Source organism: Brevibacillus brevis (assembly GCF_001039275.2).
Classification (GTDB): domain Bacteria; phylum Bacillota; class Bacilli; order Brevibacillales; family Brevibacillaceae; genus Brevibacillus; species Brevibacillus brevis_C.
Genome location: NZ_CP030117.1, coordinates 2,848,265 through 2,865,569, shown reverse-complemented (window position 1 = coordinate 2,865,569; position 17,305 = coordinate 2,848,265). Strand labels below are relative to the sequence as shown.

Annotated in this window: 12 protein-coding genes; 5 read left to right on the top strand and 7 right to left on the bottom strand. The window is 47.8% G+C overall.

The features are described 5' to 3' along the window. Nucleotides 1-284: 284 nt before the first annotated feature. Together AB432_RS14420 and AB432_RS14415 are read right to left on the bottom strand one after the other, a co-directional pair. On the bottom strand, nucleotides 285-2,870 hold the full coding sequence (locus AB432_RS14420; protein WP_048032863.1) for a metallophosphoesterase: 2,586 nt from the start codon (nucleotides 2,868-2,870) through the stop codon (nucleotides 285-287). Nucleotides 2,871-2,872: 2 nt separating this feature from the next. Next, nucleotides 2,873-4,138 (bottom strand): class I SAM-dependent methyltransferase, encoded by a 1,266-nt coding sequence (locus AB432_RS14415; protein WP_048032862.1) that lies wholly within the window; start codon nucleotides 4,136-4,138, stop codon nucleotides 2,873-2,875. 179 nt (nucleotides 4,139-4,317) lie between these two features. Between AB432_RS14415 and AB432_RS14410 the strand changes: the two genes are divergently transcribed. Then, nucleotides 4,318-5,022 (top strand): MerR family transcriptional regulator, encoded by a 705-nt coding sequence (locus AB432_RS14410; protein ID WP_048032861.1) that lies wholly within the window; start codon nucleotides 4,318-4,320, stop codon nucleotides 5,020-5,022. Here the strand turns inward: AB432_RS14410 and AB432_RS14405 are convergent, their stop codons facing one another. Next, entirely contained in the window at nucleotides 5,023-5,808 is a 786-nt protein-coding gene (locus AB432_RS14405; RefSeq protein WP_048032860.1) for an enoyl-CoA hydratase/isomerase family protein, read from the bottom strand. Between the two features lie 182 nt (nucleotides 5,809-5,990). Further along, nucleotides 5,991-6,887 (bottom strand): phosphogluconate dehydrogenase (NAD(+)-dependent, decarboxylating), encoded by an 897-nt coding sequence (gene gnd / locus AB432_RS14400; RefSeq protein ID WP_048032859.1) that lies wholly within the window; start codon nucleotides 6,885-6,887, stop codon nucleotides 5,991-5,993. Between the two features lie 171 nt (nucleotides 6,888-7,058). Between gnd and AB432_RS14395 the strand changes: the two genes are divergently transcribed. The 3 genes from AB432_RS14395 to AB432_RS14385 all read left to right on the top strand — a co-directional run bounded on the left by AB432_RS14395 (nucleotide 7,059) and on the right by AB432_RS14385 (nucleotide 11,015). Next, a complete protein-coding gene (locus tag AB432_RS14395; protein WP_048032858.1) occupies nucleotides 7,059-7,925 on the top strand; it encodes a MurR/RpiR family transcriptional regulator in 867 nt (288 codons plus the stop codon). Between the two features lie 194 nt (nucleotides 7,926-8,119). After that, nucleotides 8,120-9,661 (top strand): gluconokinase, encoded by a 1,542-nt coding sequence (gene gntK, locus AB432_RS14390; protein ID WP_048032857.1) that lies wholly within the window; start codon nucleotides 8,120-8,122, stop codon nucleotides 9,659-9,661. A gap of 25 nt (nucleotides 9,662-9,686) precedes the next feature. Continuing rightward, nucleotides 9,687-11,015, top strand: a complete 1,329-nt coding sequence (locus AB432_RS14385) for a GntP family permease (protein ID WP_048032856.1) — start codon at nucleotides 9,687-9,689, stop codon at nucleotides 11,013-11,015. A 76-nt stretch (nucleotides 11,016-11,091) separates the two neighbouring features. Here the strand turns inward: AB432_RS14385 and AB432_RS14380 are convergent, their stop codons facing one another. After that, complete coding sequence (locus AB432_RS14380) at nucleotides 11,092-11,514, bottom strand: VOC family protein (protein ID WP_048032855.1); 423 nt, start codon at nucleotides 11,512-11,514, stop codon at nucleotides 11,092-11,094. A gap of 180 nt (nucleotides 11,515-11,694) precedes the next feature. On the opposite strand from AB432_RS14380, the gene AB432_RS14375 reads away from it, so the two are divergent. Then, the gene (locus tag AB432_RS14375) at nucleotides 11,695-11,907 is read left to right on the top strand and encodes a glycine zipper domain-containing protein (protein WP_082196043.1); all 213 of its coding nucleotides are present in this window, start codon (nucleotides 11,695-11,697) and stop codon (nucleotides 11,905-11,907) included. Between the two features lie 61 nt (nucleotides 11,908-11,968). Here AB432_RS14375 and AB432_RS14370 read toward each other — a convergent pair whose 3' ends face one another. Further along, the gene (locus AB432_RS14370) at nucleotides 11,969-12,445 is read right to left on the bottom strand and encodes a YfbM family protein (protein ID WP_048032853.1); all 477 of its coding nucleotides are present in this window, start codon (nucleotides 12,443-12,445) and stop codon (nucleotides 11,969-11,971) included. A 151-nt stretch (nucleotides 12,446-12,596) separates the two neighbouring features. Continuing rightward, entirely contained in the window at nucleotides 12,597-17,210 is a 4,614-nt protein-coding gene (gltB, locus tag AB432_RS14365) for a glutamate synthase large subunit (RefSeq protein WP_048032852.1), read from the bottom strand. Nucleotides 17,211-17,305 lie beyond the last annotated feature (95 nt).

Below are 17,305 nucleotides of genomic sequence, written 5' to 3'. Positions count from 1 at the left end.
CCTCCTAATTTGTACCCCATATTATCATATATCAGGAAATGTATGGAAAACCCACTGAGGTTGTGTTTACTTTTCGAAATATTTTGCTAACGAAATCGATAGCCTAAGTAAAAAGAGGCAGTCAGGACCTTCTGACTGCCTCTCTAATTTTGATATTTAAGTACATATGCGATTTACATGTCGTTCTTATGTTTTGTTATAAAGAACTACAGAAACACTTTATTTTTCGGTCTACTACTTTATTTTACAGTCTACAACCTTATTTTTACGGAACAGTTTTTCATTTACAAGCGCGGATCGATCTCTTTTTCCTTCGCCACTTCAAAGAGCATGGTTGCAACTACTTTTTGATACTCCGTATTTTCTGGAGAAATATCGTCGAATTTGAATCCAAGCATCCGTTGACCCAGCCTGTGTTCCCGCATCGAAGTCTTGAGCTTTTGCGTACAATTTTTCTGATTGAAAAGCTTGCGGTACTTGTGGGGGAAACGGTAATCGTAGCCATAAATAATCGCCAAGTACTCCGGATTGCGAACCTTCATGGCAGGCACGACCTTCTGATCGATGAACTCTGGCTTGATCACAATGCCTTCCATCTTGTTTTCCAGTGTAATCGTGGAAAAGTAACGTGCCGCTTGTTCATATGCATTCGGCTCAGACAAATCGATGGCGAGAAAATGATCGTCATTTACAAAGCGATACATATCAGATGTCTTCCAATCCGGCAATTGCTCGTCCCCATTCAAATAGACAGCCTTTAGAATCGAAAAAGGCTTGTAGACAAGCTCCCCTTCTCCAGCATAGAGCTCCATCTGTTTTTGGTAAATGTGATAGGCCTCCAAATGCTTGTCGACAGGAACGTAGCTCTCTTTGATTTCTCGCACATACTTGTAGTTTTGATACACGCTCGAACCGAATTTTTCCGTGAGCGCACTCTTGGATAGGTGGAACTGGTCTTTTTCGAATCCGCTCTCGTCATAGATGTGAACAAGTTGGTGAAGCGCCTCTTCAAAACCGTATTCCTGCAAAAATGCAAATTCACTGCGAAGCGCGGATTCGATTGGTTTGAACTGCTTTTCGATCAAGCCCTTCCCTATTGCACTCCATGGCAACAATTCGCCATCCAAGATGAGCATCGCCATTTCATTTTGCTCCATATATTCACGGAACCTTGCATGTAGCTTGTCATATATCGGTGTCAAATCAACCTGATTGATGGCATATCCGTTTCTGCTGATCGCAAAGCATTTGTCGCGATCATGATGGAGATAGAGATTGCATCTCGAACCCATGTATTTCGGCTGCAACACGACTTGCTGAATGCCTCGATTCGCAAAATAATCCAGCCCCGCCTTCAACGACTCCAATTCCTGAGTCTCCACATCCTTATCCGCCGGGGGCATCGTTCCGGAAATAAAATTGACCTTATTTTGCGAGCAGTAACGGAGTCGACGGAGTTCTTCCTCTTCCAAATCTCCCACGGATACTTGTTTTTCTGCATGGAACAAGATCGGCAGCTCATCAGTCATCACCCGATGCTCAGACTGAAACGATTTGAAAAACGGCTTGTGTGTGATCACGACTGACGTTAAAGCATTTCCGTGCACACATCCAGTATCGAGATGGAGCTTGTTCTTCAGGCGAAACGTTTTTTGGGCCGCGATATGTCCAAAAATATGGTACGGATGATTACTGACCGCTTCAACCGTCAAAAATGCGAGTTGCTCTTCCAATGAAGCCGTGCGGTCTATCCGAAAATTGCGTTGGCGCCGCATCGAATTCGCATCGAGCTTTCCAATATACTTCTTTTTGCAGGGAGCGTGTGTTACATAATAGGACGGGCCAGTCAGTGCGTTCGATCGATAAAACGGCTGAGCCAGCCTATACAAGTGATTGAACCTCTCTGTTAATTCAGCGTCTTTTTCTAGGACGTGTGTAGAATCAAAATAAGTATCCAGTAGCTGTGGGTCTACCCCTTTTAGTTCCTTACGCAAGTATTTGTAGACAAAATTTTCGTGGTTCCCGAGAACAAACAAGAAATGCTGTTGATTTTCGTATAGAAACTCGATAATCTCCCTGGTTTGCGCTCCTTTGTCGATCCAGTCCCCTGCTACGATGATTTTGGTATGCTGTACCTTTTCCGTCGTGATGAGACGATTGCCCTCAAGCTTGAATCCGTAGTTTTGCAGGAGACCTTTTAATTCTTGGACGCATTCGTGAATGTCTCCGATGATGATGTATGTTTGATCTTTGGGAAGGATCGTTGCCAGATAGGCATCCTTATTTTCAATCAAGACCTCATAACGAGGGTTAGCCACCCCATCTGCTAGTACGTAAAAATCTTTGTGCCGAATCCGGTGAATGTTGTGGTACCCTTCTTTGGATAATGCCCGGAGCACCTCTTGCTTTAACCGGAGAATATGGTTGGTAATCCATTTTTTTGACCGCTCGGATGCATAGTAATCTTCCCGATTGCGATAATCAAAGAGGATCACTTCCAAGCGGTAATTGTTCTCGGCTGCAATTTCGCGGACTTTCGAACGGAAGTCTTCTGCTAGTCCTGTTGTATCGACAACCACGAATTCGGCGTTGATTGGGAACGAAGTCACCAAGCGTAGCTTTTCAAACAGGAGCTGAAATGCCTGCTCGCTGGCCTCAAGCATCACCTGATCATACTTGTCGTAATCATAGCCCAGCAGTTCCTGGCGAATGCTGTCTGAGGAAATGTATTGGACATTTGCTTTTGCGTTTTTCTGTTCATCTTCAAAAGAAAGCCTCGGCATGAGTACTTCCTTGGCAAAGGTCGTTTTCCCACATTCGGTGGGACCGACGAGCATAAAAATCGTGTGAACCTGCGTCTGTATCAGCATCGTTACGCCCCCTTTCGCTGGACAATGACGCCTTGTGTGGTGTGTATGTCATTCACGCCGTCACCAATGGATACAAATTGTCCCTGCACCCCGGCTTCTTCCATGATCTCGGTCATCCATGCTTGGAACTCTTCTTGTCCCATTTCCCATTTATGATCGTCGTGGCGATAACCTTCCAGCTCATAGAACTGATTAAAATCTGAGTTCGGTGTCGTAATGATAAAATGGTCAAAATCCAATTGACTGCATATTTGCTTAATGAACACTCTCGCTTCCTCTTTGCTCATGTGCTCAATGACCTCAGTCAAAATGACATCTACTTGTTCACCGTTGTAATCCTGTAAAAACTGATCAAGCGTGCGGAACAAAATCAGATTCGAGATTTCTTTTTCCACGGCCCTGCGTCTGACTAATTCCAGCGATTGTTCATTGATATCGATGGCATAGTAATACTGCGGCAGCTTGGTAGCGAACGGTATCGCATAAAAGCCTTCTCCGCATCCGATATCCACAATGGATTTCGTAAAAGGAAGCTTACTCGAAATGTAGTTCCTTCTCTGCAAACCGGTGCTGCCATATTCCAATTGAATGGGGTAGCGGCTCGTCTTCTCGATCTCGGTCTTGTACTTGCGATAGCGCTCTCTGGTTGTCAGGAAATTGCGAGCGAACAGACTTCGTATGTAAAAAGGTGCGTCGATGACATGAATGCTTTTGATGTATTTATCCAGGATGTTATCGGATATATCGATGTGCTCTTTTCCAAACATACTCAAGAATAGACAGAGCACGCTCACGACGTGGAGAAGCTGATGCAGACTCGTTCTCGTTGTGATGGTCAAAGCGTAGCTTTTATCGGCGTGGTGCTTGAGTTCAAAGGTGAAATCCTTCAGGTGCTTCTCAAAAAATGTCAGATACAGCAGGCGTTCGATGTGAATCATGTTGATGAAAAAAACATGCTCATACCCTTCTGCATCCCGCTCGTCGTGTTGCTTCATCGGAGCGGAAAAAAATTCATTGATCGCATTTAATGGAAACAAGGGTGTATTGTACCGGGAGACATTCAAATATTCAAAATGCTCCTGTTCGGATTGTTTGTAGGAAACCTCATTTTCTGCATCTTTAAAGTAAACGTTATACGTATCCGCATTGGAAAACCACCCGTATGTGATGCCTTTTCGAATGGATCGTAAACTCATTCCGGAATTCGGATTTTTCTTGATCATGTACGAAAAGTCCGGGTTCTCTGATCGTAGCTGAACAATGGCCATACGTTATCTCACCTCTGGAAAAGAAGAATCAATACCTACTGACAATCTTCGTTTTTCCTTCCCATGCTGAACAGGGTAAAAGTATTACGACCTTCCAATAATGACAGGAACATTTGCTACGAGATGCTGTTCTTGGTATAGTGAAATCCGCGATAACAAACCAACGGGAGGTACGTCAGATGCCTTATTACAAACCGATTGAGATCGCTCGCGAGCTACATATTAGCACGAGTGCTTTGCGCCATTATGAATCATGGGGAGTCGTTCCTGCTCCTGATCGTACCGACAATGGTTATCGACTTTATACAGAAATCCATCTTGCCTATTTTCGTTGCCTGCGCGCCATGTTTCCTGGCTTTGGGGTCGCTGTCACCTGTGAAGTCCTTCGATCGCTTCAAAAAGCGGATATGGATACTGCCTTTTGGCTCGTGAATAAAGAACAGGCCAACCTTCAGCAGGAGAAGGTCGCAGCAGACCAAACACTCGAACTTTTGCAAAATCTCGATCTCCCCTTGCCTCCAAATAAAAAGTGGCGAAACCGCATGACGATTGGTGAAGTCGCTGCTTACACAGGAGTCACAACGTCTGCGATTCGCCATTGGGAAAAAGAAGGCTTGCTAGTACTGCCACGTGATCCTGAGAATGGCTACGGCCAATTCACTCCCATGGATATACGGAAGATTTTGCTTATCCGCACATTACGCAATACCGTGTATTTTTTAACGAACATGAAAGAAATTGTACAAGCAGTCGAAAATCAAAGTATTGAGCAGGCAAAAAAAGTGACGGCAGATGCGATCAAAAGCATTCACGATCGCAATCGCCATCAGATGTACGGAATTAGGCGGTTGGTTGAATTATGCGAGGTACTGAAGCTCGTGTGATTATTTTCCTGTAAAACGCGGTGTAGTCTTGTCTAAGAAAGCCTTGGTTCCTTCCCGGAAGTCTTCGGTGGATGCCACGAGTCCGAAGTAGTCTGCGCCTAGAAGTGCGGACTCCTCTACTGTCAGATTACTCCCTCGATGAATCGCATCCCATGTTAGTTTTACTGCCAGCGGAGACTGAGACAAAATTTCTCGGAGAACCTCCTCTGTTTCTGCCAGTAGCCGCTCAGACGAAACGACCCGATTTACCAGTCCCATTCGATATGCTTCATCCGCATCTATCGCTGATCCTGTAAGCAGCAACTCCGCGGCACGGCCTTTTCCTATTAGCCTAGGGAGCCTTGTTGTTCCACCAAAGCCCGCCACTGCTCCAATTCGCACTTCTGGATGTCCCATTTTGGCATGTTGAACCGCAATACGCAGCGAGCACGATTCAGCGATCTCAAGGCCCCCGCCTAACGCATAGCCGTTTATCGCAGCAACAACTACTTTTCCCAACGATTCGATTTGACTGGTCACCGAAACAGCCAACTGAGCAAAATCCCTTACTTCCAACGGTGTCGCCTGATGCAGATACGAGATGTCCGCACCGGCCGAAAATGCTTTTTCTCCCGCCCCTGTAAGGATGACCGCTTTCACACCGGGATCGGTTTTGATCCTGTCCAAGATGGTCGAAAGCTGAGTAAGGACATCTCGGTTCAATGCATTCAATGCCTCTGGTCTGTTTAGCGTAAGAGTCACGATTCCTTTCTCATTCTTGTACAAAACAACCCCTTCGACGCTCATCTTTCCATCCTCCCATCGTTTTAGAAGCTACTGAATAACAAAGTTCTTTTCGACCAGGCAAACTTCTGGGTAATACCTCCATACTTTGCTTTCCAAATAAAAATTCCTGCTTCTTCCATATACAAAAAAAGGATGACCCCAGAGCTTCAACCATCAAAGCACCTTTACGGTCATCCCATTTCTTATTTCTTTTCTACGGCATGTCCACCAAATTCATTACGCAAGGCTGCGACCACTTTTCCGTGGAACGTATCCTCGTCCAACGAACGGTAACGCATCAGCAAGGACATGGCAATCACGGGTGTAGCTGCCTGTAGATCCAGCGCGGTTTCCAGCGTCCATTTTCCTTCCCCGGAGGAATGCATGACCCCACGGATTTCATCAAGCTTGGCGTCTTTTCGAAAAGCTCGCTCTGTTAAGTCCATCAGCCAGCCTCGAATGACGGAACCATTTGCCCACACGCGTGCGACCTCAGCAAAATCGTAGTTATACTGGCTTTTCGCAAGTACCTCAAAGCCTTCTCCGATGGCCTGCATCATACCGTATTCGATCCCGTTATGAATCATTTTCAAGAAGTGACCGCTGCCCGCTTCGCCAGCGTACAAATATCCGTTTGCAACGTTAATGTCGCGAATCATCGGCTCGATATGAGTGAAAGCTTCCCGATCGCCCCCAATCATCATACATGCTCCGTGGCGCGCTCCCTCCATCCCTCCGCTCGTACCTGCATCCATGAAGTGAATGCCTTTTTCTTTTAAGCGAGCATAGCGATCTAACGATTGCTTGTAATGAGAGTTGCCACCGTCAATGACGATATCTCCTGTATCCAGCAAGGTAGAGAGTTGATCAACTAATTGATCCACAATCTCTCCTGCCGGTACCATCAGCCATATTACGCGAGGTGTCGGCAGCTTCGTCACAGCGTCTTCCACCGAAAATGCTGGAATCGCGCCTTCATGACTCAACTCTTCTGCACGCGTAGAATCTACATCATAGGCTACGACCTCATGCTGATGCGAGAGCAAATTAAGCGTAAGATTGTACCCCATTTTTCCTAACCCGAGGATCGCAAGTTTCATATCGTGTACGTCACTCCTTTTTGGATCATATCCGTTACCACGTATTATAAGACAAAAATTTTCATCTTTCATCAAAAATGAAGAAAATTTTTTCGAATCTATGAAAAGAAGTCTGATTTTCCTTATACTAACAGTACAGATTCACAACGGAACGTTAGGAGGTACCTATTGATGAACGCTTCTACCCCGCATGCTCCTCGTGTGCTCACGCAATTACGCGCCATCTATACGCAATTAAGCGGGAAAGAACAACAGATCGCCGACTATATTTTGGAGCATGCCAGTGAAATTATTCACTTCTCTATCACGGAGCTAGCCGACCAATGCCAATGTGCAGATGCTACCGTATTTCGTCTGTGTCGCAGGCTTGGCTTTCGCGGCTACCAGGCATTCAAAATCGCCTTGGCGAGTGAGGTCACGAATCCGAAGCAAACCATTCACCAAGAAATCAATCTCGACGACGATGACGTCAGTGCAATTGCTGAAAAAATTTTCACAGCGAATATCGAGACGATTCGAGATACGCAGCAGATTATCAATAAAGATGAGTTAATGAAAATCGTCTCCTGTTTGGAAAATGCAAGCCGGATCGAGTTTTATGGCTCGGGAGGCTCTGCCGTCATCGCACAGGATGCGTACCACAAATTTATGCGGACAGGCATCCCTTGTCTCTATCATTCTGATGCGCACTACCAAGTAATGTCCGCCTCTCTGCTTGCCAAAGGAGCTGTCGTCGTAGGCATCTCCCACTCTGGCTCCAATAAAGATATTTTGGCAGCCTTGCAGGTTGCCAAGGAAGCCGGAGCAAAAACAATCGGCATCACAAGCTATGGGAAATCTCCTCTCGTGCGTCTGGCAGACATGTGCTTGTACACGACCTCACGCGAAACGGTATTTCGTACAGAAGCCCTGTCCTCCAGGCTTGCTCAGCTCAGCTTAATTGATCTGCTCTATGTAGCCGTATCCTTACGGCGGCAGGATGATACGATCACCAATATCCAGCACATCCGCGAAGCCATCTCACTCAAACGCCTGTAAATCAGGCGTTTTTTCTTTTGCTTGCCTCACTTGCAACTTGCAGGAGAAAAATGCAAATCATACAAGCATCATGTGAAATGTTCAATAACGAAATAATTTTTTTCTTAATGCTTAACAAATGAAAAAAATTTCGATATAATCGCGTTATCTCCATGACAACACGTTGAAAGCGTATTCAATTAGGGGTGACTTCTATGACACAAACCTACTTTATCGGGCTCGATATCGGGACAACCAGTACTAAAGCAATTGTTTTTACTCCTTCCGGCGCCATCCGCGGTACGGGTAATATCGATTATCAGCTACTCGTTCCCCAGCCGTCTTGGGCTGAGCAAGAGCCGGAGACGATTTTTGCTGCTGTCATCCAGGCATTGAAACAAGCACTGGAGCATGCAGGCATTGCGAAAAGCGAGATCGGTGGTATTGGTTTCTCTACTGCCATGCACAGTCTGATCGCTGTCGACCCGAGTGGCAATCCCCTGACAAACAGCATCATCTGGGCTGACAATCGGAGCGTGGCACAGGCAGATCGACTAAAAGCAGACGGTGTCGGCCACCAGATTTACTTAGCAACGGGCACACCCATCCATCCCATGTCTCCACTGCCCAAAATCATGTGGCTACGGGAGAACTTGCCAGATATGTTTCGGCGGGCAGCCAAGTTTATTTCGATCAAGGAGTATGTCATTTATCGGCTTTTTGGTGAGTATATCGTCGATTACTCCATTGCTTCAGCTACGGGGCTGTTCAATCTGAGAAAGCTCGACTGGGATGAGGAGGCGCTGCGAGTCGCAGGCATTTCCAAGCAACATCTCAGCGAGCCTGTACCGACTACTCATATCCTGCGAGGAATGAAGATTCGCTATGCGGAAGAGATCGGGATCGATCCAGATACGCCTTTCGTTGTCGGTGCCAGCGATGGGGTTTTGGCAAACCTCGGCATCGGTGCCATTGATCACGGACAAGTAGCCATCACGATTGGCACGAGTGGCGCTGTAAGAACAGTAGTTCCAGAGCCGATCACCGATCCAAAAGGACGGACTTTCTGCTACGTACTGACGGAAGATCATTGGGTAATTGGCGGACCATCGAACAACGGTGGGATTATGCTTCGCTGGTTCCGTGACGAATTCAGTTGGCCCGAAGTGGAAAAAGCCAAACAGCTCGGCGTCGACCCTTATGAAGTCATGATTCAAGCTGCTGAGCATGTTCGAGCTGGTGCAGACGGGTTGCTCTTTCTCCCCTTCCTATCCGGCGAACGAGCTCCGTACTGGAACGCCCAAGCAAGAGGCTCCTTCTTCGGTATCGGCCTACATCATAAGCGTGAGCATTTCATCCGAGCTGTTCTTGAAGGAATCTTGTTTAGCGTCTACAGCATCGGTATCGCCCTGCGCGATCTGGCAGGTGGAGCCAAGGAAATCCGTGCATCGGGTGGATTCGCCCGCTCGCGGGAATGGCGCCAGATTATGTCCGACATGTTCGGCTATGAAGTGCTGATTCCGGAAAGTCATGAAAGCTCGAGCTTTGGTGCGGCCCTCTTGGCGATGCATGCATTGGGGGCAATGGATCATTTGCAGGATGTGAAAAAGATGATTCATATTTCGCATCGCCATGAGCCAGATTTGGAACGATCCAGTGTCTATTTGGAGCTTTTCTATATATACGAGCGTGTTTATTACAACCTGCTGGAAGAGTACAAGCTGATAGCCGAATTCCAAAAGCGGTTAAACAACTAGAGACAACAACTAGGGAGGGTTCATCATGCCACTCGTCATTACACTGCTGTCCATCGTCTTCCTGCTCGTTCTCATTACTCGCTTCAAACTGAACCCATTCATCGCACTTTTATTAGCCGCTGGATTTGTGGGAATCGCATCCGGCATGCCGCTTGTAAAAGTTGTGGATTCAATCAAGGATGGGATGGGTGGCACTCTCGGCTTTATTGCGATCGTGCTTGCCTTGGGAACCATGCTTGGCAAAATGATGGCAGAATCTGGCGGTGCCGAACGTATTGCCCGTACTCTCATCAATCGCTTCGGTGAGAAAAACGTACACTGGGCCATGATGTTCGTGGCGTTTATCGTAGGGATTCCGGTATTTTTTCAGGTTGGTTTTGTTCTCTTGATTCCACTCGTGTTTACGATTGCCAGACAAACTGGTATCTCCCTTGTCAAAATTGGAATACCGCTTGTAGCCGGCCTTTCGATCGTTCACGGGATCGTGCCTCCGCATCCTGCTGCTATGGCCGCTGTCGATCTGTTCCAGGCGGATGTTGGTAAAACGATTTTGCTCTCGATCATTGTCGCGCTGCCTTCCGCGATCATTGCAGGACCGATCTACGGCAGTTGGATTAGCAAACGAGTCAAGGCCAGCATTTCTCCAGAGCTCGCTTCCCAATTGGCGGAGCCAAAATCCGAGCGTGATTTGCCTAGCTTTGGGATCACCGTCTTCACCGTCCTGCTCCCTGTGCTGTTAATGTTGTCTGCAACCGTTGCGGATGTAACTCTGCCAAAAGAACATACCATTCGCCAATGGGCTGATTTTATCGGAAGCCCGATTACTTCTCTGTTGATTGCCGTGATTGTCTCCTTCTGGACGCTCGGGTTCAACCGTGGTTTTACCAAAGACGATATTCTCAAATTCACAAATGATTGCTTGGCCCCAACCGCGACAATCTTGCTCGTCATCGGCGCAGGTGGCGCATTTAACAAAGTACTGCTGAACAGTGGTGTGGGTGACTATATTGCCGAGCTCGCTACTGCATCTGCGATCTCCCCTATTTTCCTGGGCTGGCTGATCGCCGCCTTGATCCGTGTAGCAACAGGCTCTGCGACCGTCTCCATGATGACGGCTGCCGGTATCGTAGGTCCGATCGCGCTGCAAATCCCTGGAACAAGCCCTGAGCTTTTGGTACTGGCAACAGGTTCTGGCTCCCTGATCCTGTCTCACGTAAATGATTCCGGCTTCTGGCTAATCAAGGAATACTTCAATATGTCTGTGCAAGATACATTGAAAACGTGGACAGTGATGGAGACCATTCTTTCTGTTGTAGCAATCATTTTGATCATGGGACTGTCCTATATCGTGTAATATGAAATGAAAAACAGGTCTTTCCATCCACATCGCTGGGAGGTAAGACCTGTTTTTGGTCTGGCTGGATAACTTGCTACTTCATACGTTTGGCAATCGGATGATCTTCATTCAGCTCTAGCAAATCCCACAGGTTGCCATATAAATCCTGAAAGACCGCCACCATTCCATACGGCTGTTCTTTTGGCTCTCTCACAAATTGGATTCCTCTTGCGACCATCTCATGATAATCTCGCCAAAAATCATCTGTGTTTAAAAAGAGAAAAACTCTCCCGCCAGCCTGATTCCCGATAAATAGCTCTTGCTCAGGTTTGGATGCTTTTGCAAGCAAGATCGTAGTGCCAACAGAACCAGGTGGAGATACCACAACCCACCGCTTGTCCTGTTCTGGCTGATACGTATCTTCCACTAAGGTAAAATGGAGCTTTTTCGTATAAAACGCTATGGCTTCATCATAATCTTTGACCACGAGCGCGATATGGACGATGGATTGAATCATGATCCGGTACCTCCAGCTTTAAATTTTTTGGAATGATAATGATAGGTTCGGGGCAACCTATGCCTTGGGACTGCACGTTTGATATAGCAGAACTTCCCAACACTAATCGAGGGAGTGACAATCTTGGCTACTAACAACGAACGCAATCACAACGATGCTGTTGAGAACAACGACGCGAACATGTCAGGCAGTGGAGCTTCTGAAGCTGTCGGAACAGTTGGCGGTGCGGCAGTAGGTGCTGCCGTAGGTTCTATTTTAGGGCCGCTTGGTACCATTGCAGGTGCGGTTGCCGGGGGTGCACTTGGCAACGAAATGGGAGAAAATGTGGCGGCTGACGGCAATGACACATGGGATGTTGCGAATAATGATGCTGATAGAGAACGAACAGAATAAAGCAAGCTTCTTCTATGTTTGACAAGACGGGGTGTAGGGGCAAAACCTGCACCTCGTTCCATTAGCTGATGTGGAAAATAAGGCCTTTTTCTTGCTCAACTGCTCGTTTGAAAAATGCTTGAATCGATTGAAAATGATGATACATGTAAGCGAAAAATCCTTCCGCTTCATCTTCCTCGTGAAGTGGGTACACATCATTTTCCACCAAGGTAGGAAAATGGTACTTCTCTTTTAGAGCTGACTCGGACATATTGGCAATTGCCTCATACGCTACTTTTACCTGTTCACTATGTAAATAGAATGCGCCAAACTCCCCAAATTCAACTGTTTGGTCCGTTAATAGAGGTACCACATAGCAAAATGGAGGCTCTCCATCCATTAATTCTCCGCACAAAGTATAAGGAATCGCTTGCCAGGTTTTATCTATATCCAGCACATCCTCTTTTTTCGGCTCTACCTCATATAAATCGATCGTCCCTGCAATCCAAGAATCGATCATCTCGTCATTTGCTATCATGTAATTTCCGCACATGCCCATTGCGATCCCTCCTCCACCTTTGTACATGTTCTTTTCTCGAGTTACTCATCATCATAGCAAAGTTTCATCCACTTCCCAATCCCCTACCATGTCACATTGGTTACCAAAGAAAAAGCCGACGACTCACAACATAAGTCATCGGCTATCCTCCTTATTTGCCCACAGAAACAAAGGATTGCTCGGGCGCTTTCTTTTTAGGTGCTTTGGCATCGCCTTTCTTCTGGCTCATTTCAAAAGCGGCCAAAATCGCCTCTTGACGCTTCATACCGGATTTCTCCAACTCCTCCATCGTGGAGACGATTTGCTTGTAATCTTTTGGAATGACTTTGACAAACTGCTGGACGGTACGTTCCCACTCATCGAGCAAAGCTTGGGCATGACGGCTGCCTGTGTGGCTAACATGGTTTTCCAGCAAGCGTTTGACTCGATTGACCTCCCGTTGATCTTCCAGTGTCTCCAGGAGTACCATCTCCTGGTTGCACATCGCGGCAAACTTCTCTTTATCCTCAGCCAAAACATACGCTGTACCGCCTGACATGCCTGCTGCAAAGTTTTTGCCGACAGGGCCGAGAACGACGACGCGTCCTCCTGTCATGTACTCGCAGCCATGATCGCCTACTCCTTCCACAACCGCCGTCACTCCGCTGTTGCGAACGCAGAATCGTTCACCAGCCATCCCGTTGATATACGCCTCACCAGCCGTTGCTCCGTAGAACGCAACGTTTCCGATAATCATGTTGTGCTCGGGAGCGAATCTGCTGTTTTTCGATGGTGCGACCGCAATTTTGCCGCCCGACAACCCTTTTCCTACGTAGTCGTTCGCATCTCCCTCGAGATGAAGCGTGATCCCTCGTGGAACAAATGCCCCGAAGCTTTGACCTGCCGAGCCAGTAAAATGCAGGCGGATTGTATCCTCCGGCAGACCGTGCTCGCCAAAGCGTTTGGTTACCTCGCTGCCCAAGATCGTACCAACCACGCGATTCGTATTGGTGATGGTGAGCTTTGCCTCTACCTGCTGCTGTTTATTCAATGCTGGCTTGCACAGCTTGAGCAGTTTTTGACGATCCAGCGTTTCTTCCAGTTTGTGATCCTGGTTGCGTTGATGATAGCAGCCCACTTCCTCGGAGACATCTGGTTGGAACAAGAGTGCAGACAAATCAACATGCTTGGCTTTCCAGTGTTCTTTTGCCTTGTCGTTCATTTTCAGCACATGGCTCTGACCGACCATCGACTCGATGGAGTGATAGCCCAGCTCCGCCATGATCTCACGAACTTCACGGGCTACGAGACGCATGAAATTCACGGCGTGCTGCGGATCGCCTTTAAACCGTTTGCGCAACTCAGGATTTTGTGTCGCTACACCCACTGGGCATGTATCGAGGTGGCATACGCGAGCCATGACACACCCGATGGAAACAAGTGGTGCGGTAGCGAAGCCGAATTCCTCCGCACCGAGTAAAGCTGCAATGACGACATCACGTCCTGTCATCAGTTTACCGTCCGTCTCCAGAACCACACGGTCGCGCAACTGGTTCAACAACAGCGTCTGATGTGTCTCAGCAAGACCGAGCTCCCATGGCAGTCCTGCGTGCTTGATGCTTGATTTTGGGGAAGCGCCGGTGCCTCCATCGTGTCCACTGACGACAATGACATCTGCCAGACCTTTTGCCACACCAGCCGCAATTGTTCCGACTCCAGCCTTGGATACGAGCTTCACGCTGATCCGTGCACGTGGATTCGCATTTTTCAAGTCAAAAATCAGCTGTGCCAAGTCCTCAATCGAGTAAATATCGTGATGAGGCGGCGGCGAAATGAGTCCAACTCCTGGTGTCGATCCGCGTACTTCGGCAATCCACGGGTAGACTTTGCTTCCTGGTAATTGACCGCCTTCGCCCGGCTTTGCTCCTTGTGCCATCTTAATTTGGATCTCTGAGGCATTGACCAAGTAATGACTGGATACGCCAAAGCGTCCTGATGCGACTTGCTTAATGGCACTGCGTCGCAAATCGCCGTTTTCATCCATGATGTAACGTGCCGAATCTTCGCCTCCTTCCCCGCTGTTGCTTTTCGCACCTAAACGGTTCATGGCGATTGCTAAGGTCTCATGCGCTTCCTTGCTGAGAGAGCCGTATGACATCGCCCCCGTTTTAAAACGATGAACAATGGAGTCAACTGATTCTACTTCGTTCAGCGGGATCGGCTGTCGATTGGACTTGAAATCGAGCAAATGGCGCAGGGCTACGAATTGCTGTGCCGTCGCTTGCTCTGCATAGATTTTGTACTGCTCATAGCTGCCTTCCCGGCAAGCTTTTTGCAGGGCATGAACCGTCTTCGGGTTGAATAGGTGGAACTCACCGTCACGGCGGAACTGAAAATCGCTGCCTGCCTCCAATGCTTCCTCGGAATGCTCTGGCAAAAATGCTTTCGCATGGCGAAGCAAAGTCTCTTGCGCAATCACATCCAGTCCGATCCCCGAAATCTGCGAAGGTGTACGGCTAAAATAACGATCGATGACCGCAGAATGAATGCCTACTGCCTCAAAAATTTGTGCGCCACGGTAGCTCTGAATCGTCGAAATGCCCATCTTGGACATGACTTTTACGACACCTTCTACGGCTGTTTGCAGGTACACTTCGATTGCTTCGTCGCTTGTGAGATCCTTCACCTTATTCGATTCAACCAAATGGTTCACAGTTGAGATGGCGACGTATGGGTTGATCGCGTCGGCACCGTAACCAATCAGCATGGCGAACTGGTGTACATCACGCGGTTCTCCGGATTCGATGATGATGCTCGCTTTGGTACGTGTCCCTGCGCGGACGAGATGATGGTGAAGTCCACTTCCAGCCAGCAAGGCAGGGATCGCAGCCAAATCTTGATTCATCCCGCGATCTGATAAAATCAGCAAGGAGTAACCAGCAGCAATCGCTTCATCCGCCACAGCGAACAATTGATCAAGTGCCAGCTCTAGCCCCTGTTCTCCCCCTTGTGCCGGGAAGAGTATCGACAATGTTTTCGCCTTGAACTCTTGGTATGGGTTCGCGCGAAGCTTCGCCAGCTCTTGATTGGAGATCAAAGGATTGGTCAAACGAATTCTTCGGCAATTGCTCGCATCCGGTGCAAGCAGGTTTCCTTCCGCGCCAAGCACAGTATGTGTCGATGTTACGCAAGCCTCCCGTAGCGCATCAATCGGCGGATTCGTGACTTGGGCGAAGGACTGTTTGAAATAGTGGTACAAAAGCTGGGCGCGATCTGACAATACCGCGAGTGGTGTGTCTACGCCCATCGAACCGATGGGGTCTTTCTGCTCAGCCACCATCGGGGCAAGTACCTTGTCGACTTCCTCCTGTGTATAGCCAAAAGCTTTTTGGTGCGCAAGCAGGCTCTCTCCTTGCAGCTCCTCCGTGTGACCTGCTGCTGGCAAATCCTCAATAGCATGCAGGTTGTTTTTCACCCATTCCCCATATGGCTGTTCACTTGCGATTTTTTGCTTGATTTCCTCGTCAGACACGATTCTGCCTTCCTCGAGGTCGACGAGCAGCATCCGTCCAGGACTAAGTCGTCCCTTCTGAACAATCGTTTCATCTGGTACTTCGAGAACTCCAACCTCCGATGAGAAAATGATGGTATCATCAGACGTCACATAGTATCTCGCCGGTCGCAAGCCATTGCGGTCGAGAATCGCGCCGATGTGTCTGCCATCCGTGAAAGAAATGGCTGTTGGACCATCCCACGGCTCCATGAGGCAACTGTGATACTCGTAAAAAGCTTTCTTATTCTCGTCGATTCGCTCATCCTGATCCCACGGTTCGGGAATCATCATCATCGCAACATGCGGCAATGAGCGACCTGCCAACGCGAAAAACTCCACGCAGTTATCCAAAATTGCCGAATCACTGCCCGCCATATCAATGACTGGCACCACTTTTGCCAAATCAGCACCAAAGGCCTCGGACTGAAACATTTTTTCACGAGCCATCATCCAGTTCATGTTTCCTTGCAAGGTGTTAATTTCCCCGTTGTGAATCAAATAACGATTCGGGTGTGCCCTCTCCCATGTAGGGAATGTGTTCGTGCTGAAACGGGAGTGAACGACAGAAAAGACAGAGGTGTAAGAATTTTCTTGCAAATCTAGATAAAAAGCATCCAGTTGTCCTGGTGTGAGCAATCCTTTATACACAATCGTACGCGAAGACATGGAAGCGGCGTAAAAATCAGCACCTGCTGCCTGTTCCACCTGCTTGCGAATGACGTACAGCTTCCGTTCAAATGCCATTTGGTCCTGGATATTCGAGCTCGCTCCGATGAATACTTGGCGGACATAAGGCTGACTCGCTACAGCCGTTTTGCCGATTTTCGTCGCATCGACAGGAACTGTTCTCCAGCCGAGCAGCTTTTGTCCCTCTGCTGCAACAATCGCCTCCAGCTGATCTTCATACTTTTGCCGTTTCGCTGCATCCATCGGAAGAAACAGCATACCAACACCGTATTTGCCTGGCGCTGGCAGCGTGATATTCAGCTCTTTACAGGTCTTTTTGAAAAAGGCGTGTGGAATTTGAGTTAAAATCCCTGCACCGTCTCCCGTTTCCGGATCACTGCCTTGACCGCCGCGGTGTTCCAGTTGGCACAGAATTTTCAGACCTTTTCGGACCATATCATGCGTCGATTTCGATTTCAAATTTGCAATAAAACCAATTCCGCAAGCGTCATGTTCGAAAATCGGATCGTACAGACCTTGCTTAGCAGGCATTCCTTGTGTCGTCATGTATCTCCACTCTCCTTGCTCTCTCTGGTATGTACATTTTAGATTGAGTGAAACGATACAAACAATATATAATTTATGCAAAATCTATCTCAAAT